Source organism: Nocardioides panacihumi, from assembly GCF_039530925.1.
GTDB classification, from domain to species: domain Bacteria; phylum Actinomycetota; class Actinomycetes; order Propionibacteriales; family Nocardioidaceae; genus Nocardioides; species Nocardioides panacihumi.
The window spans coordinates 529,581-553,600 of the sequence record NZ_BAAAPB010000002.1 but is presented as its reverse complement, the minus strand read 5'-3'; the positions used below and the strand labels follow the sequence as shown (position 1 = coordinate 553,600).

General features: G+C 71.6%; 28 protein-coding genes. 24 read left to right on the top strand and 4 right to left on the bottom strand.

What is annotated here, in order from left to right; genetic code table 11:
• Positions 1-97: 97 nt before the first annotated feature.
• Genes rplS through ABD205_RS11795 form a run of 4 tightly spaced genes read left to right on the top strand, consistent with a single transcriptional unit; the run spans position 98 to position 2,328 of the window.
• Positions 98-448, top strand: coding sequence for a 50S ribosomal protein L19 (gene rplS / locus ABD205_RS11810; RefSeq protein WP_344045031.1), 351 nt, complete (start codon positions 98-100; stop codon positions 446-448).
• A gap of 37 nt (positions 449-485) precedes the next feature.
• On the top strand, positions 486-1,289 hold the full coding sequence (gene lepB / locus ABD205_RS11805; protein WP_344045030.1) for a signal peptidase I: 804 nt from the start codon (positions 486-488) through the stop codon (positions 1,287-1,289).
• Positions 1,286-2,026 carry a ribonuclease HII gene (locus ABD205_RS11800; RefSeq protein WP_344045028.1) on the top strand — a complete coding sequence of 247 codons (741 nt, stop codon included), beginning with the start codon at positions 1,286-1,288 and terminating at the stop codon, positions 2,024-2,026. Before lepB ends, ABD205_RS11800 begins: the two co-directional genes overlap by 4 nt.
• Complete coding sequence (locus ABD205_RS11795; RefSeq protein WP_344045027.1) at positions 2,023-2,328, top strand: DUF2469 domain-containing protein; 306 nt, start codon at positions 2,023-2,025, stop codon at positions 2,326-2,328. Before ABD205_RS11800 ends, ABD205_RS11795 begins: the two co-directional genes overlap by 4 nt.
• A gap of 13 nt (positions 2,329-2,341) precedes the next feature.
• Here the strand turns inward: ABD205_RS11795 and ABD205_RS11790 are convergent, their stop codons facing one another.
• Entirely contained in the window at positions 2,342-3,013 is a 672-nt protein-coding gene (locus ABD205_RS11790) for a TadE family protein (protein WP_344045026.1), read from the bottom strand.
• A gap of 347 nt (positions 3,014-3,360) precedes the next feature.
• Between ABD205_RS11790 and ABD205_RS11785 the strand changes: the two genes are divergently transcribed.
• From ABD205_RS11785 to ABD205_RS11710, 16 genes are all read left to right on the top strand, one after another.
• Complete coding sequence (locus tag ABD205_RS11785; protein ID WP_344045024.1) at positions 3,361-3,852, top strand: TadE/TadG family type IV pilus assembly protein; 492 nt, start codon at positions 3,361-3,363, stop codon at positions 3,850-3,852.
• Positions 3,843-5,780 (top strand): hypothetical protein, encoded by a 1,938-nt coding sequence (locus ABD205_RS11780; protein ID WP_344045022.1) that lies wholly within the window; start codon positions 3,843-3,845, stop codon positions 5,778-5,780. The genes ABD205_RS11785 and ABD205_RS11780 overlap by 10 nt, the downstream gene beginning before the upstream one ends.
• 134 nt (positions 5,781-5,914) lie before the next feature.
• Complete coding sequence (locus ABD205_RS11775) at positions 5,915-6,283, top strand: YraN family protein (protein ID WP_344045020.1); 369 nt, start codon at positions 5,915-5,917, stop codon at positions 6,281-6,283.
• Positions 6,283-7,227, top strand: a complete 945-nt coding sequence (locus tag ABD205_RS11770; RefSeq protein ID WP_344045019.1) for an ATP-binding protein — start codon at positions 6,283-6,285, stop codon at positions 7,225-7,227. The genes ABD205_RS11775 and ABD205_RS11770 overlap by 1 nt, the downstream gene beginning before the upstream one ends.
• Before the next feature lie 166 nt (positions 7,228-7,393).
• Positions 7,394-7,573, top strand: coding sequence for a hypothetical protein (locus ABD205_RS11765; protein WP_344045017.1), 180 nt, complete (start codon positions 7,394-7,396; stop codon positions 7,571-7,573).
• Positions 7,573-7,815: a hypothetical protein gene (locus ABD205_RS11760; RefSeq protein ID WP_344045015.1), complete on the top strand. Its 243-nt coding sequence runs from the start codon at positions 7,573-7,575 to the stop codon at positions 7,813-7,815. The genes ABD205_RS11765 and ABD205_RS11760 overlap by 1 nt, the downstream gene beginning before the upstream one ends.
• Positions 7,812-8,621: a hypothetical protein gene (locus tag ABD205_RS11755; protein WP_344045013.1), complete on the top strand. Its 810-nt coding sequence runs from the start codon at positions 7,812-7,814 to the stop codon at positions 8,619-8,621. Before ABD205_RS11760 ends, ABD205_RS11755 begins: the two co-directional genes overlap by 4 nt.
• Positions 8,618-8,833, top strand: a complete 216-nt coding sequence (locus tag ABD205_RS11750) for a hypothetical protein (RefSeq protein WP_344045012.1) — start codon at positions 8,618-8,620, stop codon at positions 8,831-8,833. Before ABD205_RS11755 ends, ABD205_RS11750 begins: the two co-directional genes overlap by 4 nt.
• Positions 8,830-10,461 (top strand): terminase large subunit domain-containing protein, encoded by a 1,632-nt coding sequence (locus ABD205_RS11745; RefSeq protein WP_344045011.1) that lies wholly within the window; start codon positions 8,830-8,832, stop codon positions 10,459-10,461. The genes ABD205_RS11750 and ABD205_RS11745 overlap by 4 nt, the downstream gene beginning before the upstream one ends.
• Positions 10,462-10,794: 333 nt before the next feature.
• Positions 10,795-11,013, top strand: a complete 219-nt coding sequence (locus ABD205_RS11740) for a hypothetical protein (protein ID WP_344045009.1) — start codon at positions 10,795-10,797, stop codon at positions 11,011-11,013.
• The gene (locus ABD205_RS11735; RefSeq protein ID WP_344045008.1) at positions 11,013-11,180 is read left to right on the top strand and encodes a hypothetical protein; all 168 of its coding nucleotides are present in this window, start codon (positions 11,013-11,015) and stop codon (positions 11,178-11,180) included. The genes ABD205_RS11740 and ABD205_RS11735 overlap by 1 nt, the downstream gene beginning before the upstream one ends.
• Positions 11,181-11,392: 212 nt before the next feature.
• Entirely contained in the window at positions 11,393-13,228 is a 1,836-nt protein-coding gene (locus tag ABD205_RS11730) for an AAA family ATPase (protein ID WP_344045006.1), read from the top strand.
• 349 nt (positions 13,229-13,577) lie between these two features.
• Positions 13,578-13,853 (top strand): hypothetical protein, encoded by a 276-nt coding sequence (locus ABD205_RS11725; protein WP_344045005.1) that lies wholly within the window; start codon positions 13,578-13,580, stop codon positions 13,851-13,853.
• Between the two features lie 387 nt (positions 13,854-14,240).
• On the top strand, positions 14,241-15,101 hold the full coding sequence (locus ABD205_RS11720; RefSeq protein WP_344045004.1) for a hypothetical protein: 861 nt from the start codon (positions 14,241-14,243) through the stop codon (positions 15,099-15,101).
• On the top strand, positions 15,091-16,032 hold the full coding sequence (locus ABD205_RS11715; RefSeq protein ID WP_344045003.1) for a hypothetical protein: 942 nt from the start codon (positions 15,091-15,093) through the stop codon (positions 16,030-16,032). Before ABD205_RS11720 ends, ABD205_RS11715 begins: the two co-directional genes overlap by 11 nt.
• Positions 16,033-16,204: 172 nt before the next feature.
• Positions 16,205-17,068 (top strand): TIR domain-containing protein, encoded by an 864-nt coding sequence (locus tag ABD205_RS11710; RefSeq protein WP_344045002.1) that lies wholly within the window; start codon positions 16,205-16,207, stop codon positions 17,066-17,068.
• A 27-nt stretch (positions 17,069-17,095) separates the two neighbouring features.
• Here the strand turns inward: ABD205_RS11710 and ABD205_RS11705 are convergent, their stop codons facing one another.
• Positions 17,096-18,469 (bottom strand): recombinase family protein, encoded by a 1,374-nt coding sequence (locus ABD205_RS11705; protein ID WP_344045001.1) that lies wholly within the window; start codon positions 18,467-18,469, stop codon positions 17,096-17,098.
• Positions 18,466-18,801: a hypothetical protein gene (locus ABD205_RS11700; RefSeq protein ID WP_344045000.1), complete on the bottom strand. Its 336-nt coding sequence runs from the start codon at positions 18,799-18,801 to the stop codon at positions 18,466-18,468. The genes ABD205_RS11705 and ABD205_RS11700 overlap by 4 nt, the downstream gene beginning before the upstream one ends.
• A 40-nt stretch (positions 18,802-18,841) precedes the next feature.
• Between ABD205_RS11700 and ABD205_RS11695 the strand changes: the two genes are divergently transcribed.
• Genes ABD205_RS11695 through ABD205_RS11685 form a run of 3 tightly spaced genes read left to right on the top strand, consistent with a single transcriptional unit; the run spans position 18,842 to position 21,619 of the window.
• Positions 18,842-19,495 (top strand): ATP-binding protein, encoded by a 654-nt coding sequence (locus ABD205_RS11695; RefSeq protein WP_344044999.1) that lies wholly within the window; start codon positions 18,842-18,844, stop codon positions 19,493-19,495.
• Positions 19,492-20,649 carry a DNA-processing protein DprA gene (dprA, locus tag ABD205_RS11690; protein WP_344044998.1) on the top strand — a complete coding sequence of 386 codons (1,158 nt, stop codon included), beginning with the start codon at positions 19,492-19,494 and terminating at the stop codon, positions 20,647-20,649. Before ABD205_RS11695 ends, dprA begins: the two co-directional genes overlap by 4 nt.
• Before the next feature lie 28 nt (positions 20,650-20,677).
• The gene (locus tag ABD205_RS11685) at positions 20,678-21,619 is read left to right on the top strand and encodes a tyrosine recombinase XerC (protein ID WP_344044997.1); all 942 of its coding nucleotides are present in this window, start codon (positions 20,678-20,680) and stop codon (positions 21,617-21,619) included.
• Between the two features lie 355 nt (positions 21,620-21,974).
• On the opposite strand, the gene ABD205_RS11680 is transcribed toward ABD205_RS11685, so the two are convergent.
• Complete coding sequence (locus ABD205_RS11680; protein WP_344044996.1) at positions 21,975-22,610, bottom strand: peptidoglycan DD-metalloendopeptidase family protein; 636 nt, start codon at positions 22,608-22,610, stop codon at positions 21,975-21,977.
• A 391-nt stretch (positions 22,611-23,001) separates the two neighbouring features.
• Here ABD205_RS11680 and rpsB point away from each other — a divergent pair, with 391 nt between their 5' ends.
• Positions 23,002-23,985, top strand: coding sequence for a 30S ribosomal protein S2 (rpsB, locus tag ABD205_RS11675; protein ID WP_344044995.1), 984 nt, complete (start codon positions 23,002-23,004; stop codon positions 23,983-23,985).
• The last annotated feature ends 35 nt before the right edge of the window (positions 23,986-24,020 follow it).

The following is a 24,020-nucleotide window of genomic DNA, read 5'->3' as shown; positions in this document are numbered from 1 at the left end:
GGGGGAACCGCACGCCGCCGGCCAGCAGCACGAGGTCCGCATCTGAACAGCACGTTCCCACACCGCGGCTGACCTGTGGCATCTGTGAGGAGAGATCATGAGCAACCTGCTTGCCGAGATCGGCAACAACATCAAGCGCGACGACGTCCCGGACTTCCGCGCCGGCGACACCGTCAAGGTCCACGTGAAGGTCGTCGAGGGCAACCGCTCCCGCGTCCAGATCTTCCAGGGTGTCGTGATCCGCGTCCACGGCTCCGGCGTCGGCCGCACCTTCACCGTCCGGAAGGTCTCCTTCGGCGTCGGCGTCGAGCGCACCTTCCCGCTGCACTCCCCGATCTTCGAGACCCTCGAGGTCGTCACCCGCGGTGACGTCCGCCGGGCGAAGCTCTACTACCTGCGCAACCTGCGCGGCAAGAAGGCGAAGATCAAGGAGCGTCGCGAGGCCTGATCAGGCCGATCGGTCGGAGTCTCCTTAGACTCTGCGCGTGACTTACGAGGACCGCGATCTCACCACCGCCGAGACGGATGGGGGGTCGCGGTCCTCTGTTTCTCGCCGGCCCTCCCGTGGGCGTGCGGCGCTGCCCGTCTGGCAGGAGACGCTGCTCCTCCTGGCCGGCGCGCTGGTCCTCGCGATCGTGATCAAGGCGCTGTTCGTCCAGGCGTTCTACATCCCGTCGGAGTCGATGGAGCCAGGGCTGGTGAAGAACGACCGGATCCTGGTCGAGAAGCCGTCGTACTGGTTCGGCGGGACGCCGGCGCGCGGCGACGTCGTCGTCTTCAAGGACCCGGGCGGCTGGCTCGGCCCCGAGGATGTCTCGCAGGCGTCGAACCCGGTCACGCAGCTGCTGACGAAGGTCGGCCTCTACCCGTCCGGCGGCCACCTGGTGAAGCGCGTCATCGGAGTGCCCGGCGACGTCGTCGAGTGCTGCGACAAGCAAGGTCGGCTCCTCGTCAACGGCAAGGCGGTCGACGAGTCGGCGTACGCACGCCCGGGCGGCAACGGCTGCGACCCCGGGACCGCCGGTGTCTGCTACGGACCGATGCCCGGCGTGAAGCACTGGAAGACGCCGCCCGTCCCGAGGGGCATGCTGTTCGTCATGGGCGACAACCGGGCCCACTCGGCCGACTCCTCCTACCATCTCTGCACGGCTGCCGAGACCGACTGCTCGGACTCGCCGTGGGTCGCCTCCGACCTCGTCGTGGGCAAGGTGATGGCCGTGGTGTGGCCGGCCAGCAAGTTCCGCATCGAGCACGCTCCGGACAGCTTCGACGAGGTGCCCTCGAGATGACGGCCGCCCCGACGCTCCGATTCGAGCGCACCCTGCTGCGCGGAGGTGTTCGCCACCTCGCGGCGTGCGACGAGGTCGGTCGCGGCGCGCTGTGCGGTCCGGTGACGATCGGCATCGTGGTCGTCTCCGAGACGACGCGGACGGCGCCGCAGGGGGTGCGCGACAGCAAGCTGCTCACCCCCGAGGCCCGGGAGCGGCTCGCGCCCCGGATCCAGCGTTGGGCGGCCTGCTGGGCGGTCGGGCACGCGACTCCGGCGGAGATCGACGAGTTCGGCATCATCGCGGCGCTCCGACTCGCCGGGCACCGCGCCCTCGGACAGCTCACGCTGACGCCCGACCAGGTGCTGCTCGACGGCAACCACGACTACCTCACCCCGCCCGAGCAGGACGCGCTCTTCGGAGCGCCCGGGCCGGTCGAGGGGCTCGTCGAGGTCGTGCCGCCGGTGCTCACGCGCATCAAGGCCGACCTGACCTGCGCAGCGGTCGCGGCCGCCAGCATCCTCGCCAAGACGGCGCGCGACGCGCTGATGGTCGAGCTCGACTCGCAGCACCCGGAGTACGGCTGGGTCGAGAACAAGGGCTACTCGGCGCCGGCCCACATCGACGCGCTCGCGCGGTTCGGGCCGACGGCGCACCACCGGCGGTCCTGGAGCCTGCCGGGGGTGGTCGCCGGACTAGAGTCGGAACTGCCCGTCGTCGTACCGATCGAGGCTCCAACGAATGAGGAGAGTGCATGAGCGCCGAGGACCTCGAGAAGTACGAGACCGAGATGGAGCTGACGCTCTACCGCGAGTATCGCGACGTCGTCGGCATCTTCAAGTACGTCGTCGAGACCGACCGTCGCTTCTACCTGTGCAACCAGGTCGACGTGAAGGCACGCAGCGAGGGCGGGGACGTGTTCTTCGAGATCTCGATGACCGACTGCTGGGTCTGGGACATGTACCGCCCGGCGCGGTTCGCGAAGAACGTCAAGGTGCTGACGTTCAAGGACGTCAACGTCGAAGAGCTCCAGCCGGCGGAGATCGACCCGCCCAAGTGACCCCGGTCGGGCGCTACCGGACGGAGTCCGTCCGGACGGTGTCCGCGCCGCCGCCCACACGTGCCGAGCAGCTGGTCGGCCCCGTCGAGTCGAACGAGAACACCGCATGGTCGGTGATGTCGACCCCGCGCGAGAAGAGCCCGGTGTGGAACTCGTGCGTCGCCTTGAGGTAGATCCCGACCGAGTCCTGGCTGTCCACGCATGCTGAGATGTCGTCGGCCAGCCAGCTGCCGCTGACGTACTCGAACGTCCGGTGCTCCGGGCTCCAGCGGTAGACGACGCAGGCGTTGACGCAGGATCTGAAGCCGGTGCTGTCCGCCTTGCCGGGGTAGCCCTTCGCGTTCGCCTTGTAGACCCACAGCTCGTCGATCGCGTCCTTGGACAGGCGGGCGTCGGAGTGCACGATCGCGGTGGCTGCGGCGTCCGCGAGCTCCGGCGCGTTCTCGACCGAGCAGGCGGGCGGCGCGCAGAACTCGGACGGCTGGTGGGACTGCTCGCGATGGTCTGCCAGGGCCGACGCCGCCGTACGGCCGCCGGCGCGCACCAAGGAGGCCAGTGCTGCGTCGTCCTTCTTCAGGAACGCCATCTCGACGATCCCGAACACGATCACCAGCAGGAGCGGCGCGACGAGCGCGGTCTCGATGATGACCGCGCCGCGACGACCGGATCCCGATGTCCTGCGCATGCTCGGTGCTCCCTCCCCAAGAGACGGCCCCCGAGGCGTCAAGTTAGGGGCTAAGGGCCCGGTCTTGTGGGCGATTGGCGCCGAGTTCATCCCAACGAGCCAGGCGGGCATGGCCCACCCGGGCCAGACCGGTCGGGACCCCGGTGGCCCGGGACCGGCATGCCGAGGAGGTGGCACGGATCCATCGGGCGAGGGCGTGCTCACCTGAACGGTTGACGCCGAACTCGGGAAGGGGTCCCCCTTCGAGTAGTCCGAACGGGGCATTTCCTCGACCGGGGGACCAGCAAATGCCCCCAAGGGCCTCGACTCTGATGCCAGAGCGCGCCCTGAGCCCTACTCTCAGCGACGTGGCAGGCTCGGAGAAGCGATCCGTTCGGCGGCGTACCGATCACGGTGCGGCCGCCGTGGAGTTCGCCCTGTTGCTGGTCCCGCTGCTCATCATCGTGTTCGGCATCATCCAGTACGGCTTCTACTTCTGGACGATGCAGGGCGGCGCTGACATCGCACGCGACGCCGCTCGCCGGGCAGCCGTGGGCGACCCGGTCGTCTGCACCGACTTCAAGTCGTACGTGACCGGGAAGATCAACGGCTTCGTCGGCTCGGGGAAGGTCGTCACGATCTCCCGCAGGTACGTGCAGAACCCGTTGATCCCGGTCGCTTCCCGGAACAGCGCCACCGAGATCCGCGTCAACGACACCGTCAACGTGGCGGTGAAGTTCAAGGGCTACGACTTCCACCTCCCGTTCGTGCCGTTCCCGAAGGACGGGATGGTGACCGCCTCGGCCGAGGCCAGGGTGGAGAGCGTCGACACGCAGCCCGGGGCGCTGACATGCACCTGATCCCGCCGCGCCTGCGCGCGCGGCTCTCCCCGTTCTCCCGGCACGATCGCGGCGCGGTCGCGGTCGTCGTCGCGATCCTGTCCGTCCTGCTCTTCTGCTCCGCCGCGCTCACCGTCGATCTCGGCAACGCCTGGTCGCGGAAGCGGTCGGTGCAGAAGCAGGTCGACATCAGCGCCGTGTCCGCCGGTATCGGGCTGCCTGCGTCGGCGAGCCTCGCAGGTCACGAGCCGGCGACCATCGCCGCCGCCGTCGCCTCGTACCTCGTGAACAGCGAGAACCAGGTCCACGGGTCGTCGACGACGATCACGGGAGCGCAGCTCCTGGACGGGGTCACGAGGAACGGCGAGATCACCTGGCTCAACGCCGACCGAACGACGTGCAACCCGAGCGTCACCGCCTGCCTGGCCATGCGGGTGCTGTCCCCGGTCGCGACGGTCGACTTCGGCCTGGCCGGCATCATGGGCTTCCACAAGAAGAACGTGCAGCGCACCGCCACCGTCGTGGTCGAGTCCGTCCTGCCCGACATGCAGGACACGCTCCCGTTCTGGCTGCCGCAGGGGTGCGGCTACGGGGCGGCCCTGGCCGACACCACCGGTGGCTCGGCCTCGTCGCCGACCCCGACCCCGACGCCCACGCCGACCCCGACCCCGACGTCGAGCCCGACCGCCACCGCGACTGCGACGGCGACGGCGACAGCGACCGCCACGGCCCCTCCCGACGCGGTCGGCACCCACGTGCTCTCCGGCTCGAACTACACCGTCGCCCAGGGCGGCTCGGTGCTCATCCACGGGCTCACCATCAGCAACATCGACACGAAGAAGACCGACCGGGCGACGATCCGCATCTACTCGCCCGACTTCTCGCGCTTCATCGACTACGCGGCCCAGGACAAGCAGGTCATCACCAACCCGCTGAACGTCCCTGACTTCACCGTCAAGACGGAGCTGACCGCCACCGCCGGCGTGTGGCACGTCTACGCGTACATCCAGCCCAAGGGCAACGTCGCGCCGAGTGTGTCCACCACCTCGCTCACGCTCACGGTGACGGGCACGGCGACGCCCAGCCCGACGAGCTCGTCGACGACCAGCTCGTCGCCCATCGCGTCGTCCTCGCCGACGGCGAGCGCGAGTCCGTCGAGCGTGCCGGTGGGCTGCATCGGCTCCGACCGGGGTGAGTTCGGCCAGCTGTCGAGCCCGCGCAAGGACGAGAGCAACCTCCAGAAGGCGTTCGCCCGCAACATCGCCTACGGGCTGGACCACGAGATCCAGCCGTTCTGCACCACCCCCGGGAACTCCTGCCCTCCGGACCCGAGCAAGGACTGCGGAAAGGCCGACGGCGACATCCCCGGCGGCATCGTGGACAACGTCTCGGCGAACGGGAAGAACTGCATCGTCGGCGACACCGGCAACGACGGTCCGAAGACCTACGACGGTCTCTTCGGCAGTGGCGGCATCCCGCGGGGACGTCTCGACGTCGCGAACGGCGCGACCCGCTGCCCGAGGACGCCCGCCTCGGTCCGGCCGAACCTGGTGATCGGCGGCAACACGATCAACAACGACGTGCTCTCCTGCTTCCTGACGCCGGGTCACACGCTGGACGACATCGCACAGCTGAACGGCGTCGACCCGAGCATGCTGGACCCCTCGGTGACCGAGTCGCCGCGCTTCGTGTGGCTGCCGGTCGTCTTCGCCAACGACCGGGCGCAGAAGAACTTCCAGCCGATCAAGGAGTTCGTGCCCGCGTTCATCACCGACGAGACCCAGACGTCGGCCGCGACGGCTGCGAACGGCACGGACATCAACGGCTCGTCGGTCAAGGTGCTCCGGGTGTTCGTGTTCAACAAGGACGCCCTGTCGGCCGACGCGCAGCACAACAGCGTCCACTACAACCCCAACATCGGCCAGGCGGTCGTCCGCCTCATCGACTGAGGACGGGCCACTTCCCGTCCCCAGCCGGGACCGCCCGTCGGGCCGTCCACAGCTGACGCCGGCGTACAGCGCGGTCGTCGGAGGCGCCCTCGATGCTCGTCGTACTTCAGCGATGAGCTCGGGAGGTCGGCGGCATGAGCACCACAGCAGCGGCGCGTTCGGCGTTGGGACGGTACGGCGAGTCAGTGGCCGAGAGGCATCTGACCGCGGGCGGGATGGTCGTCCTCGACCGCAACTGGAGGTGCGACGAGGGCGAGCTCGACCTGGTGCTGCGCGAGGGTGACCTGCTGGTCGTGTGCGAGGTGAAGACGAGACGCGGCTCCGTCGGCGGCACGCCGCACGAGGCGGTCGGGGCCGAGAAGCTCGACCGGCTCCGTCGGCTCGCCGAGCGGTGGGCGGTCGAGCACGGGCTGCACCCACCCGGGATCCGGATCGACCTCGTGGGTGTCATGCGGGCCACGCGCGGTGCCGCCAGCGTGGACCACGTCCGCGGGCTGTTGTGATGGGGTTCGCTCGCACGCACACGGTGGCGCTCCAAGGCGCCGTGGGCCACCTCATCGACGTCCAGGCGGACGTGTCGCCCGGTCAGGTCGGGACGACACTGGTCGGCAGGGCCGACGCGACCCTGGCCGAAGGGCGCGACCGGGTCCGCATGGCCGTGGTCAACAGCCGGCTCGAATGGCCCTCGACCCGCAGGATCACCGTGCTGCTCTCGCCGGCCGACCTGCCCAAGACCGGCACGCACTACGACCTGGCCATCGCCGTCGCCGTGTTGGCCGCCGCCGACGTCGTGCCCCGTGGCGCGCTCGAAGGGACGGTCTTCATCGGTGAGCTGAGCCTCGACGGGGGCCTGCGGTCGGTGCCCGGCGTGCTGCCGATGGTGCTCGCCGCGTCACGACGCGGTGTCCGCTGCGTCGTCGTGCCGGAGCCACAGGCACGCGAGGCGGCGATGGTGCCGGGCGTCATCGTCCTCGGTGTGCGATCGCTGGGCCAGGTCGTCGCCGAGCTGCGTGACGAGGAGGTGCCGAGCGCTCCGCCCGTGCCGGACCCCGCCTCCCACTCCTACCTGGGCTGGCGCGGCCAGGCGCGGCTCGACGAGCTCGACATGTCCGACCTGGTCGGGATGCGCGAGGCGAAGTTCGCGGCCGAGGTCGCCGCGGCAGGTGGACATCACCTGCTGCTCACGGGGCCGAAGGGCTGCGGCAAGACCTCGCTCGCCGAGCGGATCCCCGGGATCCTGCCCGACCTCGACGCCGAGGAGTCGGTCGAGCTGACGGCGATCCGCTCACTGGCCGGCTCGCTGGACCCGGCCGCGGGGCTGGTGAGGAGGCCGCCGTACTCCGCACCGCACCACGATGCGACGAAGCCCAGCCTCGTCGGCGGCGGCAGCGGCCGGGTCCAGCCGGGCCTGATCAGCCAGGCGCACGGCGGCGTCCTGTTCCTATAGAAGGAATCTTAACCCGGTTCTGCCCAACGCGCACCCTGGCAGCCGGAACTGGGACCTGACCTGTCGGAACAACCTGCTCCCCGCGACTCGGGGGAGAATTGACGTAGACACCGGACTGGCGTGAGGGCCGCGGAGTCGACAGATCAGTCGACCTCCAGGAGCGCCCATGCTGAACATCCCGCCGTCACCCCTCTCCGTCCGGAGCGCCCACGCCCGCCTCGCGGCCCTCAGGAAGTACCGGGCCAAGGACGACCCCCGCGTGGTCGAGGCCCGCCGCGACCTCGTCATGGCCCAGGCCGCCGCCCTCGTCACCGAGGCCGCCGCGCTGATCGCGGGGCAGTCGTGATGATCGAGCCCTACCGCCGCGCCGCCGCCGCCTTCGGCGAGTCCGCCGAGCCCCTGAACGACCTCGTCTACGCCCCCCAGACACCCGCCGCGTCGCAGCCGTCTCCGTCAAGACCCGCGACGCGGCGGGTCAACACCCTCGCCGCCCGTGCCCGGCTCGCCCAGCGCATCTCCAACTGGGCCAGCATGCCCGAGACGGTCAAGGACCGCCTCATCGCCCGCGAGATGAAGGAGCAGTCATGAAGGCCCCGATCGGCCCTGCACCGTGCAAGATCTGCGGCGTCGAGACGGGTCAGCGGCTCGCCTGGCAGCAGCACACGGGCTTTCCCCCGCACGCCCTGCCGCAGTTCTTCGAGGTCGGCGTGTGCGACGACTGCGTGAGCCTCCGGCCGGACGAGTCCGGCGTGGCCGTCCGCGCCGCCCTCCGCGTGCTCGGCCGGTCCGAGGACCGCTGGGACGCCGCCGCCCCGTTTTTCAACGACGCGCTGGGGGAGGCCCTGTCCAAGGTGCTGTACGCCAGCCAGAACCTCGCGGACCCGCAGGCGAAGGCGTGGGCCCACGTCGACCGCGGCCTACGCCGCGACCTGCGGCGCGCGTACGCGGGGGTCCTGAAGGCCCGCGCCTTCGAGGTCCGGCGCCCGGTGCTGCCCGAGGCGGCCACCTTCCGGCCGCCGGTCGGGTACCGGGGCTGCGGCTTCTGCGGCGTCGGCGAGTCCCGCGACTGGCACGGTCCGTCCTGGACAAAGACCCTGACCCAGGGCCCCGACCTGCGCGAGTACGTCGTGTGCGACGACTGCGTCAAGGCGCTGCAGGCCATCGGCGCGGTCGGCACCCGCGCCGTCGCCAGGGCGTACATGACGGCCCAGGGCCTCGCCTACGACGAGGAGGACCCGCCGCTTGGCCTGCGGGCCTGGCTGGACACCGGCCTGCCGCCGTCCGCCGAACCGTGGGCCCACGCCCAGGTCCACTTCAAGGAGCGCCCGCCGAACCTCGCCGACGCCCTGGCCCGTGTCGCCGCTCTTGAGGCCGCGTTGAGGGGGCAGTCGTGATCCGCGTCGAGGGCCTGCACCGGGAGTGCCAGGCGAGGATCGACCTCTACAACCTCCTCACGCCCGAGCAGCGGAGGGAGCACCCGAACGCCGTACCGGAGCCGCCCTGCGGCGCCTGCCATGCGAAGTGGACTGCGGCGCTCGCGGCCGACCAGGGCGACTTCCTCCTCATCGTCGAGTCGGCTCACGGCGTCATCACGGGGCCGCTGTGACGGCGCCAAGGCTGTGCCGAAACGGCCTGCACGACCTGGACGACCTGGAGAACGTCTACGTCACGCCGAGCACCGGCCTTGAGACGTGCTACCCGTGCAGGCTGGCCACCGAGCGGGAGTACCGCGAGGCCAAGAAGGCCAGCCCGCAGGCGCCGGTCGAGCCCTGGAGCGACGCCGTCGCGCTGCTCAACGCCTTCCGCATCGACGCCGGGCCGAAGTCGCGGGCCGCGCCGTGGGAGTCGGTGGCGACCAAGCAGCAGGTGGACGACGCGTACGCCGTGATCCGCGAGCCGGGCTCGTGGCACATGTGGCTCCGGCCGCGCGGCGGCAGCAAGACCCAGGACGCCTCCCTGGTCGCGCTGGCCTGCCTGCTGACCATCCAGCCCGCCAACAGCCGGTCCCTGGTGTACGCCGTGGACAAGGACCAGGCGGCGCTCCTGATGGAGAAGTTGACCCACCTGACGCAGCCGCTGGTCGACCAGGGCCTCCTGAAGGTGATCGCCGACAAGGTGGAGAACCCGGCCACGGGCGCCACCCTGACCATCGAATCGGCCGACGCGCCGTCCGCCCTGGGGCACACGCCCTGGCTCGTGATCGTGGACGAGTTCTGCGCCTGGAAGGACACCCGCGGGGCCCGCATGCTCTGGCACGCCGTCGTGTCCGCGATGCCGAAGAGGCCCGACAGTCGCCTGCTTGTGATCTCGTCCGCGGGCGACCCCGGCAACTGGACGCACGAGGTCGTGAAGAAGGCCCGCGAGGGCGCCGACGGCCACTGGCGGTTCTCGTACATGCCCGGCCCGTGCCCGTGGTGGTCGGCGCGGGACGTCGAGAAGCAGCGCGGCGCCCTCAGCGACGCCGCCTTCTCCTGGTACGTCCTCAACGAGTTCGCCGCCGCCGAGAACGCCCTCGCGTCGGCCGACGAACTGGCCGACGCCGTCGCGCGCGGCGTCGCGTCCCGGCCGTACGACCCGGCGCAGCGGTACTGCATCGGCGTCGACCTGGGCCGCAAGGTCGACGCCTCCGTGGTCGTCGTGGCCCACCGCGAGGGCGACCGCGTGGTGGTCGACCACGTCGACCGCTGGCTGCCGACCAAGGCCCGGCCGGTCCGGCTGGAGACCGTGGAGGCCGCGATCCGCCGCCACCACGGCGCGTACGGCCGCCCGCACATCCGCATGGACCCTGCCAAAGGCGAGCAGATGAGCCAGGCGCTCAGCGAGTCCGGCGTGGAGGTCGAGGAGTACGCGTTCCACGAGGCGAGCATCGACCGGCTGGCCAGCAACCTGTCCCGGCTGTTCGGCGAGCGCCGCATCTCCGTGCCGGACGAGAAGGACCTGCTCGACGAACTCGGCGCCGTCATCGTCAAGACCTCGCCCAGCGGCCGGGTCCGGCTCGACCACCACTCCGGCAAGCACGACGACCAGGCGGTCGCGATCGCCCTCGCCGCGCACTGGCTCATCTCGCAGCCCTTCTGGGGCGCGCCCTCCATCAACAACGTCGAGGACCTGAAGCGCGCCCGGAGCATCAAGCGTGACCGCCGCTCCCTGCCGATGGGCACCGCCCGCGGCCTGCCGGACCACCGCGCCACCGCACACTCCCACCTGGCCCAGATCATCAGGAGAGCACTCTGAGTCTGCGACTGTGCCTGCCGCAGAGCTGCCCCTCCTGGGCCCTGGGTGGGTGGGCCCAGGAGGTCGGCTCACCTGAGGCGAGACCGCTCGAGAGACGGCGAGGAGGGTGCAGCCGCGGTCGTCCCAAGCAATCCAAGGGATAATTGAATTGGCGGCCGGAACCCGACAGCGAAGGCCGAGCGAAACCACGCTGAGCACCAGGTAGAGCAGCCGGGCAACGATGGGCCCCGGAAGTCCCCACAGGGGGCGCTGAGGAACAGTAGGCCGTAGCCGCGTCGGGCGGAGCAGGAGCCGAAGGCCCCTCGGAACGTGAGTTCCGAGAGGACCCCTGCCATGCCGCACGACCCCCGTGTCCAGAAGGCGCTGTCCCGCGTCGCCCGCGCCACGCGTCACCCCGCCAACGTCGACCCCGCCGAGATCGCCGAGGCCCGCGCCGCCCTCGCCGAAGCCAAGATCCAGGCGTACATCGAGAAGGCCGTCGCCGAGGCGCCGCCTCTCTCCGCCGAGCGCCGGGCCCGGATCGCCCGGCTCCTCACCGCGGACGGTGCGTGATGACCGGCCAGGAGAGGACCCCGGAGGTCCACGCCTTCCCCGAGGAGTGCTGCAAGGACCTGACACTCTGCGGCGCCAAGCCCCTGCCCGGCGACTACGTCAACGGCTTCGCCCGCGACTGGACCTGCCCGGAGTGCGTCGCGATCGCGGAAGCGGGCAGGCGATGAGCCCGGCCGTGCTCGCCCTCCTGGCCTGTCAGGTGGCCAACGGCGCCCTGTGGGTCGTCGTCTTGGTCCGAGGCTCGTGATGGGCAAGCGGAACGAGGCGGGCCTCACCGCCCGCGAGCGCAAGAACGCCAAGAGGCAGGAGCGCAAGCGCGTCCACCGGGACCGCTACGCGAAGGCAGACGACCAGGGTGGGTCACAGAAGGGATCTAACGATGACTGACCCGGACTTCGAGGCGTGGGACGCCGCCCAGGCCGAGATGACTGCCCACGAGCGGGTCGTCGAGGCGCTGGAGCGCGGCGGGAGCCGGGCGGACGAGGGCCGGCCGGACTTCTGGAACTGCCCGGCGCACGAGGACAGGAACCCGTCGCTGCACGTCGAGGACGCGCCCGACCGGGTGCTCCTGCACTGCTTCGCGGGCTGCTCCCAGGAGGCCGTCGCGGGAGCCCTGGGGATCGGGCTCGGCCAATTGTTCAACGAGCGCGCGACGTACACCTACACCGACGCGGACGGCACGCCCGTCAAGAGCGTGAAGCGCCTGCCGGGCAAGAAGTTCGTGCAGACCGGCGACACCGCTGCGGTCCTGCTCTACCGGCTGCCTGCCGTGCTCCGGGCGGTCGCCGAGGGCCGCACCGTCTGGCTGGTCGAGGGCGAGAAGGACGTCCACAGCCTGGAGGTCGCGGGCGAGGTCGCCACGACCTGCTCGGGGGGCGCGAACGCCTGGCACAAGGTCGACGTCTCGCCCCTCTACGGAGCCCACGTCGTCGCCGTGCTCGACGCCGACGAGGCCGGGCAGAAGTGGGCCAACCAGGTGCTCGACACCCTGGACGGCCAGGCCGCCTCGCTGACGTTCCGGCAGGCGGCCCACGGGAAGGACGTCACGGACCACCTGCTCGTCGCCGGGACCGACACGCTGGTCGAGGTCACCCCGGCCGAGCGCACACCCCACGACCTGGCTGTGGCTGGCGAAGTGCGACGCCTCCGGGCCCAGCAGGAGGCCAGGGCGGCACTGGCTGTGGAGGAGGCCAGGGCGGGCCGCCTGGGTGGCACAGGGTGGTCCCCTGTGGACCTCCGGGACGTCCTGGTGGGCCTGCGGGACGGCACCATCGACCGCCCCGCCCCCACGCTCGGCGACTTCGGCGACGGGTGCCTGTTCTACGCCGGGCGGATCAACGGCGTCCACGGCGACAGCACGGCGGGCAAGACCTGGACCGCCCTGGTCACGGCCGCCCAGGAGATCGCCAAGGGCGAGACGGTGGTCTACGTCGACCTGGAGGACTCGGCCGAGGGGGCGCTCGCCCGCCTGGTGCTCGACCTCGGGGTCGAGCCGGACGACGTCGCCAAGCGGCTCGTCTACCTCCGCCCGGACGAGCCGCTGACCCTGGTGTCGACGGCGGCGCTGCGGGCCCTGCTCGCCGAGCGGCGGCCGTCCCTCGTGGTGGTCGACTCGACCGGCGAGGCGCTGGCCCAGGCGGGCGCCAACCCCAACGCCGACGACGAGGTCGCCCGCTGGTTCCGCACGCTGCCGCTGCTCGCGGTCGAGGCGGGCGCCGCGGTGCTCCTGCTCGACCACGCCACCAAGGCGGGCGACAAGGAACTCTGGCCGATCGGGTCACAGCGCAAGCGGGCTGCGATCACGGGCGCGGCGTACCTCCAGAAGGTCGCGGCGCCGTTCGGCCGCGACCAGGACGGCAGGGCGGTCCTGGTGTGCGCGAAGGACCGGCACGGCAACTACCCGCTGGGCCACCGCGTGGCGGCGCTGCGGGTCCAGGGCGGCGTGATCTCGCTGGCACCGGAGGGCACCGCCGCCGCCGACTTCGGTGATAAGACGAACGCCGACAAAGAGCGCGTCAGCCGGGCGTTGGAGGCGGCGGGGAGGCCCCTGTCGGGGTCGGCGGTCGAGACGGCCGCGGGCGGCAACAAGGCCAGGGTCCAGGCGGCGCTGGCGGCACTGGTCAAGGACGGGTGCGTGACGGTCGCGACCGGGGAACGCAACGCGAAGATGCACACGCTGGTCCGGCCGTTCCACGCAGACGGGTTGCTGTTGTGACTTCCCCCCGGTGGGGGTGGTCGACTCTGTCTGCCCCCGCGGTCAGGGCTGACCCCCACCTCCCCCCTCCTAAGGAGTGGGGGGAGGAGGCGTGGTCGTTCAGCCCCCTGGACGACCTCCCCTGGGGGAGGTCGGGGGAAGTGGGGGGAGGTCAGCCCTGGGGGGTCGCGTCTGCCTGGTCGCGGCGCTCCGGGCGGCTCCGTGTGATCTTTCCGGTATGAAACCTGGTCGACCGCCCGCCCTGTCCGTCGCGGACGTCGAGCGCCTGCGGTGGCTTCACGCCCGGCCGACGTGGAACCGGCCACGCCAGGACGAACTGGCCGCCCTCTTCGGCGTCGACGTGCGGACAGTGAGAAAGGCACTGCGCGGGGCACCCCCGTACGACTTCGGGACCCCGCGGCGGACGCGGGACAGAGCGCGGGACCGCCGGTACGAGACGGAGCAGCGGGACGCCCCGTTCGCGTACCAGCGACCGAGCCACCAGGCGGCGACCGGGCACGGCGCGAGCAACCGACCGATCCCCGGCATGCGCGACTCCAGCGTCCCGCTCCCCGTCCAGCGGTGGGAGGGGAAGACGACCCGGCGGCTGTTCGTGCCGGACCCGACGATCACGCCCGCGGAGTGAACCGGCCGCCGACTCGCCCTGGTGCGGGTCGCCGCCGTAGCGGGCGAGTCAGCGTGCCCCGGTGCCGGGGAGTTGCCCCGGTGTCGCGTTGAGTCCAGCGTCAGGCTCGCTTAGATCGAATAGTTCGAGCCGCCCCGCTCAGAGAGCGTGCCTTGAAGTCGAACGTGTGTGCATACTCGTGTGAACTCGCGGGCCAGACCTGGGATCTCGAGGGGCGTACGGCAGCACATGCCGTTTGACCTGGGAAGACGGTGTGACGACGGACTCGGAAGGCTCCGGAGACGTCGTGCGGAGTTCGGAACAGGACACGCCGGTACAAACAACGCTTGACATGCGAGGGGAGTTCACGTCTACCCTGGGAGTCCAACGACGCCCAGGAGGCAACGAATGACCGAGGCACCGACCGCGGACGCGGTCACCGAGAAGGCGGACGCGAGCGACGCCGAGCCCGCGAGGCGCGGCAAGGGGTTCCCGACGATGGACCTCGTGAGCGCGGCGGAGATGGTCCACACGGTCGGGGGGCACGGGGCAGAGGTGTCGACCACGGCCTTCGCGCAGTACCTGGGCCACTCGACGCCGAACAGCGGGCCGTTCAAGAGCAAGTTGGCCGCGTTCAGGGACTGGTCGCTGGTGACCACGAGGAGCGGCCGCGTCCTCCTCACGCCCCTCGGCAAGGAACTGGCCAGGGCCGACGACCCGGCGGCCGACCTGGCGCTCCTCAGGCGCGCCTTCGACTCGTGCAAGATCTTCAAGGACTTCTACGACAACCAGGCCAAGGGGGTGCCGATCAAGCGGGAGGTCCTCGGCCGCCGCGCCACGCTCGACCTGAGCGTCAGCCCGACGTCGCAGGACAAGTTCGTGGCGACGTTCGTGGACAGCGCCACGGCTGTCGGGCTCGCGACGTCCGACGCCGAGGCGGGCACCGTGACCTTCCACTCGGCGGCGGCCGCCGAGCCCGCTGCCCCCGAGCCCGCCGCGGCCCCCGAGCCTGCGGAGGCCGACCCGCAGGTCGAGGCCCAGGGCGGTACCGACGCGACCCCGCCGTCCCCGCCTCGCACGCCCGTCGCCTCGGGGTCCGGCGCTCCGGCGGTCCTGCGCCAGGTCTGGCCGACGGCCACCGGGGAGATCGTCCTGGCCGTCCACTCGACCGAGCCGCTGCCCGCGTCGGCGTTCGCGCTCGTGGGGAAGGCCGTGCAGGCGGCCTCCGACCTGGCGGAGTCCATCGGGAAGCCCGACAATGCTTCCTGACCGGGGCTGGAAGACCTACGAGGACGCCCTGCGCAGGGTCGGCGAGCGCCGCCCCGAGAACGCGGACGAGCCGCTGCTGGCGTTCCTGGACGTGATCGGGCTGGTGACCGGCGACCCGCGGGCGCTGACCGAGGACGGGTCGGCGTACTTCGCTGCCCGGTTCATCCGGGGGGACGAGGACGCGGCGGGCGCGGTCCTGCACCGGCGCGTCATGGCCCACCCGGCCGCCACCGCGATCACCCAGTTGCTGGCAGGCGTGCCCGGCGCCGACCGCGACCGGGCCGAGACAGTGCTGCGCAGCCAGGGCTTCCCGGGCGTGACGGACCGGTCCGTGGGGTCGCTCCTCACGCTGATGGACCGCGCCGGGCTCGTCGAGTACAACCCGCGGAAGGCGTCCCTGCACGTTCTGGACTCGCCCGCCACCGCCGTGGGCGAGGCGGTGCCGCCGAGCGTCTTCATCTCGCCGAGCACCCCCTACGGGAACAAGGTGTGGCTCCGGCGGGTGCTGGCCGAGTGCGAAGGGTCGATCGACTGGCTCGACAAGCACTTCATGCCGGTCGCGCTGGAGGCACTGTGGGAGGCCGTGGACGGGTCCCGGGTCAGCCGGGTCCGGGTCCTGTCGCTGCGCCTGTCGGAGCACGAGGGGAAGCGGCCGCTCCGGCAGTACCGCGACCTGCGGAGGGAGTTCGCCGAGCGATCGGTCGCCCTGTCGTGGCGCACGATCGACTCGACGAAGATCAGGGACACGCACGACCGCTGGATCATCGGCGACGGCTCGGCCCGCAACGTCCCGAACGTCAACGCGATCTACACGGGCCAGCACTCCGAGCTGATCCTGAGCGGGCAGCGGGACGAGTTGGCGCGCCTGTACGACGGTTACTGGGCCCATGCCGTGCCCTTCGACCAGGCCGAGGGCGCGTCCGCCGCCTGAGCCCGGCCTGGCAGCGAGGCCCGCGGCGCCCTGGCTAAGCGCTGGGGCCTCGCCGGGCCTCACGCGCCAGACGACCGCGACGCGACGCGGGAGTGTCGGGGGCCCTCTCGCGTCGGGTATTCAGCGCCCAGGAGGGGAGCGCCGCCCGGCGTTCTTGACTAGTCTCCGCAGCGTGGGCGAGCAGCGCGACGTCAAGGTCTTCATCAGTTGGTCCGGCGACCTTGCCCGCGAGGTCGCGGTCGCGCTGCGTGACTGGCTGCCCCTCCTCTTTGACCACGTCGAGCCCTGGGTCTCGGACACCGACATCGCCGCGGGCCAGCGCGGGCTCGTGCAGATCGAGGCGGAACTCCGGGAGACCCAGTTCGGGATCGTCGTCGTCACGGCCGAGAACCAGCACGCTCCGTGGCTGAACTTCGAGGCTGGAGCACTGAGCAAGACAGTCCCTGGAGCGGAGTTCGAGCAGCGGGTCGTACCGCTGCTGGTCGACCTCGCGCGCCCCACTGACCTGACCGGCCCCCTCGCACAGTTCCAAGCGAAGGTCGCCGACAAAAGCGGAACGCTGGCTTTGCTCCGGAGTCTGGCGGCGGTGGCAGGCGTCGGGGAGGGCGTCATCACGGCCCGGTTCGCCGCCTACTGGGACGCCCTAGAGACGACAATCGCAGCGGCCAAGGAGGTAGCCGCCAAGAACGGTAAGCCCAGGCAGCCGTCGCGGGACCAGGCGGACGTCTTGGCCGAGATCTTGCTCCACGTGCGGCGTCTTCGCAGCCAGGTGGGCGACCTGCCGCTGCAGGACACACCACGCGAGAAGGTCCTCGCGGTGGCGCGCGAGGCCGCGACTTGGCACAACGTCCGAATAATGAACTACTCGGTGCTCGCCGACGGGGGTCTCCGGTTTTCCGTCGTGGCAACGGGGTTGGAAAGTATGCCTCCGGACGTCGATGGCTTCGCGAACGCCCTGCGCCTCGGTCTGGAGAACGACAATGTCGAAGTCATCATGAACGGTCGGCGCGCCCCACTGTCCGAGGGCGGATCCTGACCGGAGGGACATGCAGGGCCCGGCGCGTCAGCGCCAGACCACCTCGACGCGGTCCGGCGTCCAGCGCGCCCCCCGGTGCGGCGCCTTCGCCACGACGACGGCCTGGACCAGCGTGTCCACGACCGCGCGCTGCCGGTCGACGTCGAGCGCCGGAAACGCGTCCGCCGTCGCGACCACGGGCCGCGGCGGCGCCTTCGGCCGGGCCTTCTCCAGGGCCGCCTGCTCGGCCTCCAGCGCCTGCACCTGGGGGAAGGTGACCGCGCCGGAGAGCACGCCCGAGTTGAACGCCGCCATGAGCTCGGCCACCTGGCCGGGGATCGCCCGCAGCCGCGCCTCGCCCTCCCACTCGGCCGCCGCGACCGGCTCCTCGGCGAGGTCGACGTCGGCCAGGCGCCGCTCGACCAGCGCCGCGATCAGGGCGTCGGTCTGCACCCCGGCGACCGTCACGCTGTGGCCGAGGCCCTCGGAGCCGCAGGCGTAGGCGTGGGCGCCGCGGGACGTCCGGTAGCCGTGCATGCCGCCGCCGCACACGCCGCAGCGGGCGATGCCGGAGAGCAGGTACCGCTGGCCGCCGACGCGCGCCCTCGGCCGCCGCCCGTCGAGCGCGGCCTGCAGCGCGTCGAAGGTCGCCTGGTCGACCATCGGCGCCCAGACGCCGCGCACCCTCTCGCCGCTCGCGTCGCGCGCGACCTGCTTCTGGTGCGTGCGCCACCCGGCGAGCCGCGGGTTGCGGAGCACCTGGCGGACGGCGGTGTGGTTCCACGCCTTGCCTCGGGTCGTGGTGACCCCGGCCGCGTTCCAGCGCCGCGCGACCTCCCGCGTCGGCACGCCGTCGATGACGTCCTGGATCGCACGCCGCAGCAACGTCGCCTCCTTCGGGTGCAGCGCCACCTTGTCGTCGCCCCAGCCGAACGGGCGCGTGCCCTGGTTGGGCGCCCCGCGTTGCGCCTTCTGGAGGAACGCGCGCCGCAGCCGCTCGGCGGTGACCTCGGCCTCGTGCGCGTCCACGCTGGCCTTGATGCGCGCGACCATCCGGCCGCTCGCGGTCGACAGGTCGTCGTCGCCGGAGGCGACCGTGTGGAGAAGCGTGCCGTGCTGCTCGTGGAGGGTGATGAGGTCCTCCAGTTCGAGCGGGCGCCGCGTGAGCCGCGAGTTGGCGTAGGCGACGATCACGTCCACGCCGCCGTCGCGCGCCGCGGCGAGCATCGCGTCGTACGCGGGGCGGGCCTTCTTGCTGAGGGTCGACGCCGAGATGTCGTTGTCGACGTACGGCGGCTCGACCAGCGTCCAGCCCTCCCGTGCGACGAGCGCCCGGCAGTCCTCCTCCTGGCGGGCAACGCCCAGGCCCTCCTGCTCGGCGTCGCGTGAGATGCGGCAGTAGATCGCGGCGCGCTTGCTCACTGGTCGTCCTCCTCGTCGTCGGCCCGCTCCCACGGCTCGACCACGACGGCCGTCCCGCTGTTCCAGTGGGTGTCGGCCCAGTCGCGCTCGTCGTAGGGGTCCTCGCCCCGGTAGTCCTCGTCGCGCAGCAGGGAGACGGCGTCGGGCCGACCGTCGGCGACGTCGCCGCTCGTGACCACCACGTCGCCGGGCAGGTACCACCCGCCGGTCACCCGCTGGATGTTGTGCGTCTGTCCGTCCACCGTGACCTGGCCTAGCGTGTCGAGCGGCGCTGCCTCCAAGGCGGCCTCCAGGGCGGCGGGGTCTGTCGTGTCGAGGTTCTGCACGTACATGTCGGTTCCTCTCGGGGAACTGGCACCGGGCCAGTATATCTTGCATCTCGACGAGTTCCCGCTCTTCCGCACCGACGTCATCGACGCGCTCCGCGAGCCTCTGGAGAACGGCGACATCACGGTCGCCCGTGGCGAGGAGACCGTGACACTGCCCGCCCGGACGATGGTCGTGCTGGCCTCGAACCCATGTCCCTGCGGCAACAACGTCACGACCACCGGACACCTCTGCACCTGTCGGCCGAGTGAGATCCGGGACTACAACCGACGAGTGCGGGGCCCCATCGTCGACCGGATCGACATCACGCGGGCGCTGCAGCCACCCGCTCCCGGAGACGGTGACGCGCACGAGCGTCGCGACACCTCCGAGACCATCCGTGTCCGCGTCGCCGAGGCCCGCATGCGTCAGATCGCCCGATTCCGGGGAGAGGAGTGGCGTCTCAACGCGCAGGCGCCGAGTGCAGCCCTGCGCGAGCGTTGGCCGCTGACGCCACAGGCCGAGGAGACGCTGGTCGGCGCAGTCGTCAGCGGGAGGCTGACCCGGCGGGGCTCCGTCCGGGTGCACCGGATGGCCTGGACCGTCGCGGACCTCGCCGGGGTCGTCACACCGGGCACCGACGAGGTCATGACGGCGCTGGCGTTGAGGTCCGGCGACCCGCTGCGCCACGACGTGCTCGAGGCGGTGACCGCGCGATGACGTCGTCGTCCGGCCTCGACGACGTGCAGGCGGAGCGACTGGCGAGGGTGACGCTGAGCCTGGTGTTCGAGCCGGGTGATCCGCGCGCGGCCAAGCTCTGTGCCGAGCTCGGAGCGCGAGAGCTGGTCGACCGGCTCCGATCCGACCGGGCGGCCGCCGACATCACGACGGACGCCGGGACCCGGCTCCCGTTCGTGGAGCCGGAGCGTGATCTCGAGCGGGCCGCGGTCATGGGGCTCCGCTTCGTCATCCCGGGCGATCCCGAGTGGCCCACCTGCTTGGACGGGCTGGCCGCCGCACCGCCACTCGCGGAGAGGGGTGGTCCGCCGCTGGGGCTGTGGGTGCGCGGGGCCCGCCGGCTCGACGAGCTGAGTGACGCGATCGCGATCGTGGGGAGCCGCGCGGCGACGACGTACGGGACGGACACCGCCGCGAGGATCGCCGGCACGGTCGCGACGGACGGCTGGGCCGTGATCTCCGGCGGCGCGTACGGCGTCGACCAGGCCGCCCACCGTGGATCGATGGGCGTCGGCGGGATGACCGTCGCGGTGATGGCTCACGGCCTGGACCGCACTTACCCCGCGGGCCACGTCGACCTGGTCGACGCCATCGCGGAGCGCGGGCTCGTCGTCTCCGAGCTGGCGCCGGGGTCCGCGCCCACACGGATCCGCTTCCTCGCCCGCAACCGGCTGATCGCCGCGCTCGCCCGGGGGACCGTCGTGGTCGAGGCCAAGGTGCGCAGCGGGGCCCTGAACACGGCGAACTGGACCGGCCGGCTGCATCGACCACTGATGGGCGTGCCCGGGCCCGTCACGAGCGCCTTCTCGGCCGGCGTACATGCGCTCGTGCGCAGCGGAGCAGCCACGCTCGTCACGTCAGGGGACGAGGTGCTCGAGGTGGTCGGCCGGGTCGGTGAGCACGCGCTCGCCGAGCCACGCGCCCCGGAGCGGGTCCGCGACCGACTGACCGTCCGACTGCAGCAGGTCCTCGACGCGGTGCCGGTCGGGCGACCTGCACCGACGGACGGCGTGGCACGCACGGCGGGGATCGGGATCGTGGAGGCGCAGCGCGGGCTCGACAAGCTCGAGCAGCACGGACTGGTGTCCTTCGCAGAGGGAGGCTGGCGGCTCACCGACGCGGCACTCGCCCACTGAGGCGGTCGGTCGGGCCTACACTCGCTGTGTGACTGCTGAGGCTGGTGAGGCCGACTTGCTGCCGGAGGCATTCGCTCGCCTGCTGGTCGACTACGAGAGGCATCTGCGCTCCGAACGAGACCTGACGCCGCACTCCGTGCGCGCCTACATCGGAGACATCGAGAGCCTGCTCGACCATGCGCACAGGATGGGGATCGCCTCGATCGGCGAGCTCGACCTGCGCGCGCTGCGCAGCTGGCTCGCCAAGCAGCAGACGACGGGTCGCGCCCGAACCACGATCGCCCGCCGCGCGACGGCGGCACGCGTCTTCACGGCCTGGCTCGCCCGCACCGGACGGATGCCCGCCGACGTGGGCGCCAGCCTCGGGTCGCCGCGTGCCCATCGGACGTTGCCGCCCGTGTTGCGTGCTGACGAGGCTGACGCGCTGATCCGATCGGCGTCGGAGCTCGCGGATGACGGCAGCCCGGTCGGCTTGCGTGACGTCGCGATGCTCGAGCTCCTCTATGCCACCGGGATCCGCGTCGGTGAGCTCGCCGGACTCGACGTCGACGACCTCGACCGCGAGCGCAACGTCCTTCGCGTCCTCGGCAAGGGCCGCAAGGAGCGCACGATCCCGTACGGCACTCCGGCCGCTCACGCCCTCGACGCGTGGTTGGTCCGCGGTCGACCCGGCCTGGTCGCCGAGGGCGCGGGGGCGGCGTTGTTCGTCGGCACGCGCGGGCGCCGCATCGACCAGCGCGCGGTCCGTACCCTCGTCCACCGTCGTATCGCCGATGTGCCGGGCGCACCCGACATCGGGCCGCACGGGCTGCGCCACACGGCCGCCACCCACCTCCTCGAGGGCGGCGCCGACCTCCGATCGGTCCAGGAGCTGCTGGGCCACGCCTCGCTGGCGACGACGCAGCTCTACACCCACGTCTCCACCGAGCGGCTCCGTCGGGCCTACCAGCAGGCCCACCCGCGCGCGTGACGCCGAGTCGGCGCGTCCTCGCACGCCGGAGACCCCGAGTCGGCGCGTCCTCGCACTTGTGTTGGGTCGAGTCGGCGCGTCCTCGCACTTGTGTTGGGTCGAGTCGGCGCGTCCTCGCACTTGTGTTGGGTCGAGTCGGCGCGTCCTCGCACTTGTGTTGGGTCGAGTCGGCGCGTCCTCGCACTCCTGAGGGGCCCAGTCGGCGCGTCTTCGCACTCCTGAGACCCCGAGTCGGCGCGTTCTCCGCGACTGTGGGGCTGAGGGCCTGCGAGGTTGCGCCGACTCGGCATCTTGAGGGTGCGAGGTTGCGCCGACTCGGCATCTCGAGGGTGCGAGGTTGCGCCGACTCGGCTAGCTATGTGCCGGGCGGGAAGCGCAGGAGCTGCAGCGGAGCGCGCCAGGCGGCGTAGGGCGGCGCGGTGCCGGTGGCGGCCGGCACTGACGCGTCGACGGGTCGGTCGCGCCAGAGCGGCAGCAGCCGCACGGGCGCCGAGCCGACCAGCCGGAGCGGGTCGAGGTAGGTGCCGTCGGCGTCGCGGATCCAGCCCCAGTGCAGGCATGCGTACGGCGGGCAGTGTGACTGCGTGCGGGTGAGCGCGCCGATCGGTGCGCCGGCCGTGAGGGTGACCCCGACTCGGACGGCCGCGGTGACGGGCTCGTAGGTCGTCCGGGTCACGCCGTCGTCGACAACGACCACGCCTCGGCCGGCCAGCGTGCCGGCGAAGCTCACGCGGCCCGGCAGCGCCGCCACGACCGTCTGGCCGACTCGGCCCAGCAGGTCGACGCCTCGGTGACCCGGGCCCCACGCGGAGGTCGGCGCGGCGAACCGCTCGACGATCGTCGGCACGGGGGAGAGGGGCCACACGCCGACCGGATCCGGCTCCCCGGCGCCGCTGGCCGGGCATGGGCCGAGGATCAGGATCCCGGTCAGCAGGACGACGACGATTTGGCAGCCGGGGAGCCGGGTCAGGGCGGCGGTGGACGACCTCATGGAGCGACGATGCCCGGCCGCGGAGCGGGGTCGCACCGGACGGCGTACGGGCGGGGGAGAACCGTGGATCGGGAGCCCGGTGTGGACAGCCTCTGGCCCGGTGCACAGAGATTCGCTCCGCGCGGGCGATCCGACTACTCTTGACCGTGCAACCCGTATGGGTTGACTTCGCACGTCCGCAGACCGCGACGGCGCTCGACTCCTGAGCGCCGACCACCCGTGGGCGCGTCCCTCAGTCCTGAGCGATCGGGTCGGGGCGCGCGTGGGCGTCAGGGCCCGGCTGAACACGAACCGGGCGGCAACTGAAAACCGACCGGAGCCGCTTCCGGCCCGTCCTCGACAGCAAGGACGGGCAGACGGAGTGCGGCCCCACCACAAGGAGAGAACCATCATGGCAGTCGTGACCATGCGCCAGCTCCTCGAGAGCGGCGTCCACTTCGGACACCAGACCCGTCGCTGGAACCCGAAGATGAAGCGCTTCATCATGACCGAGCGCAACGGCATCTACATCATCGACCTGCAGCAGTCGCTGGCCTACATCGACCGCTCCTACGCGTTCATCAAGGAGACGGTCGCCAAGGGCGGCGTCATCCTGTTCGTCGGCACGAAGAAGCAGGCGCAGGAGGCGATCCAGGAGCAGGCGACCCGCGTCGGCATGCCCTTCGTCAACCAGCGCTGGCTCGGTGGCATGCTCACCAACTTCCAGACCGTGCACCAGCGGATCAACCGTCTGAAGGAGCTCGAGGAGCTCAACTTCGACGACGTCGCGGGCTCGGGTCGCACCAAGAAGGAGCTGCTGCAGCTCAAGCGCGAGAAGGACAAGCTGGAGAAGACGCTCGGTGGTCTGCGCGACCTCGGCCGCACCCCCAGCGCCGTCTGGATCGTCGACACCAAGAAGGAGCACCTCGCCGTCGAGGAGGCTCGCAAGCTCCGGATCCCCGTCATCGGCATCCTGGACACCAACTGCGACCCCGACGAGGTCGACTTCCCGATCCCGGGCAACGACGACGCCATCCGTGCGGTCGGCCTGCTGACCCGCGTGGTCGCCGACGCCGTCGCCGAGGGCCTCATCGCCCGCTCCGGCGCCAAAACCGCCGAGGGCACCGAGCCGGCGGAGCCGCTGGCCGAGTGGGAGCGCGAGCTCCTCGCCGGCGCCGAGGGCACCGAGGGCAAGGCCCCCGCCGCTGAGGCGACCGAGGCCCCCGCCGCTGAGGCGACCGAGGCTCCTGCCGCTGAGGCGACCGAGGCTCCTGCCGCTGAGGCGACCGAGGCTCCTGCCGCCGAGGCGACCGAGGCCCCCGCTGCTGAGGCGACCGAGGCTCCTGCCGCTGAGGCCGCCGCGGAGACGACCGCCGAGGCTCCGGCCGAGGCCTGATCCGCTCCCCGTACACCGACGTACTCGAAGAGGAA

Excerpts from the sequence above, each read along its gene's own strand:
- rplS (WP_344045031.1), top strand. The coding sequence starts at position 98 with ATGAGCAACCTGCTTGCCGAGATCGGCAACAACATCAAGCGCGACGAC.
- ABD205_RS11800 (WP_344045028.1), top strand. The coding sequence starts at position 1,286 with ATGACGGCCGCCCCGACGCTCCGATTCGAGCGCACCCTGCTGCGCGGA.
- ABD205_RS11795 (WP_344045027.1), top strand. The coding sequence starts at position 2,023 with ATGAGCGCCGAGGACCTCGAGAAGTACGAGACCGAGATGGAGCTGACG.
- ABD205_RS11790 (WP_344045026.1), bottom strand. The coding sequence starts at position 3,013 with ATGCGCAGGACATCGGGATCCGGTCGTCGCGGCGCGGTCATCATCGAG.
- ABD205_RS11780 (WP_344045022.1), top strand. The coding sequence starts at position 3,843 with ATGCACCTGATCCCGCCGCGCCTGCGCGCGCGGCTCTCCCCGTTCTCC.
- ABD205_RS11775 (WP_344045020.1), top strand. The coding sequence starts at position 5,915 with ATGAGCACCACAGCAGCGGCGCGTTCGGCGTTGGGACGGTACGGCGAG.
- ABD205_RS11770 (WP_344045019.1), top strand. The coding sequence starts at position 6,283 with ATGGGGTTCGCTCGCACGCACACGGTGGCGCTCCAAGGCGCCGTGGGC.
- ABD205_RS11765 (WP_344045017.1), top strand. The coding sequence starts at position 7,394 with ATGCTGAACATCCCGCCGTCACCCCTCTCCGTCCGGAGCGCCCACGCC.
- ABD205_RS11760 (WP_344045015.1), top strand. The coding sequence starts at position 7,573 with ATGATCGAGCCCTACCGCCGCGCCGCCGCCGCCTTCGGCGAGTCCGCC.
- ABD205_RS11755 (WP_344045013.1), top strand. The coding sequence starts at position 7,812 with ATGAAGGCCCCGATCGGCCCTGCACCGTGCAAGATCTGCGGCGTCGAG.
- ABD205_RS11740 (WP_344045009.1), top strand. The coding sequence starts at position 10,795 with ATGCCGCACGACCCCCGTGTCCAGAAGGCGCTGTCCCGCGTCGCCCGC.
- ABD205_RS11735 (WP_344045008.1), top strand. The coding sequence starts at position 11,013 with ATGACCGGCCAGGAGAGGACCCCGGAGGTCCACGCCTTCCCCGAGGAG.
- ABD205_RS11730 (WP_344045006.1), top strand. The coding sequence starts at position 11,393 with ATGACTGACCCGGACTTCGAGGCGTGGGACGCCGCCCAGGCCGAGATG.
- ABD205_RS11720 (WP_344045004.1), top strand. The coding sequence starts at position 14,241 with ATGACCGAGGCACCGACCGCGGACGCGGTCACCGAGAAGGCGGACGCG.
- ABD205_RS11715 (WP_344045003.1), top strand. The coding sequence starts at position 15,091 with ATGCTTCCTGACCGGGGCTGGAAGACCTACGAGGACGCCCTGCGCAGG.
- ABD205_RS11700 (WP_344045000.1), bottom strand. The coding sequence starts at position 18,801 with ATGTACGTGCAGAACCTCGACACGACAGACCCCGCCGCCCTGGAGGCC.
- dprA (WP_344044998.1), top strand. The coding sequence starts at position 19,492 with ATGACGTCGTCGTCCGGCCTCGACGACGTGCAGGCGGAGCGACTGGCG.
- ABD205_RS11680 (WP_344044996.1), bottom strand. The coding sequence starts at position 22,610 with ATGAGGTCGTCCACCGCCGCCCTGACCCGGCTCCCCGGCTGCCAAATC.
- rpsB (WP_344044995.1), top strand. The coding sequence starts at position 23,002 with ATGGCAGTCGTGACCATGCGCCAGCTCCTCGAGAGCGGCGTCCACTTC.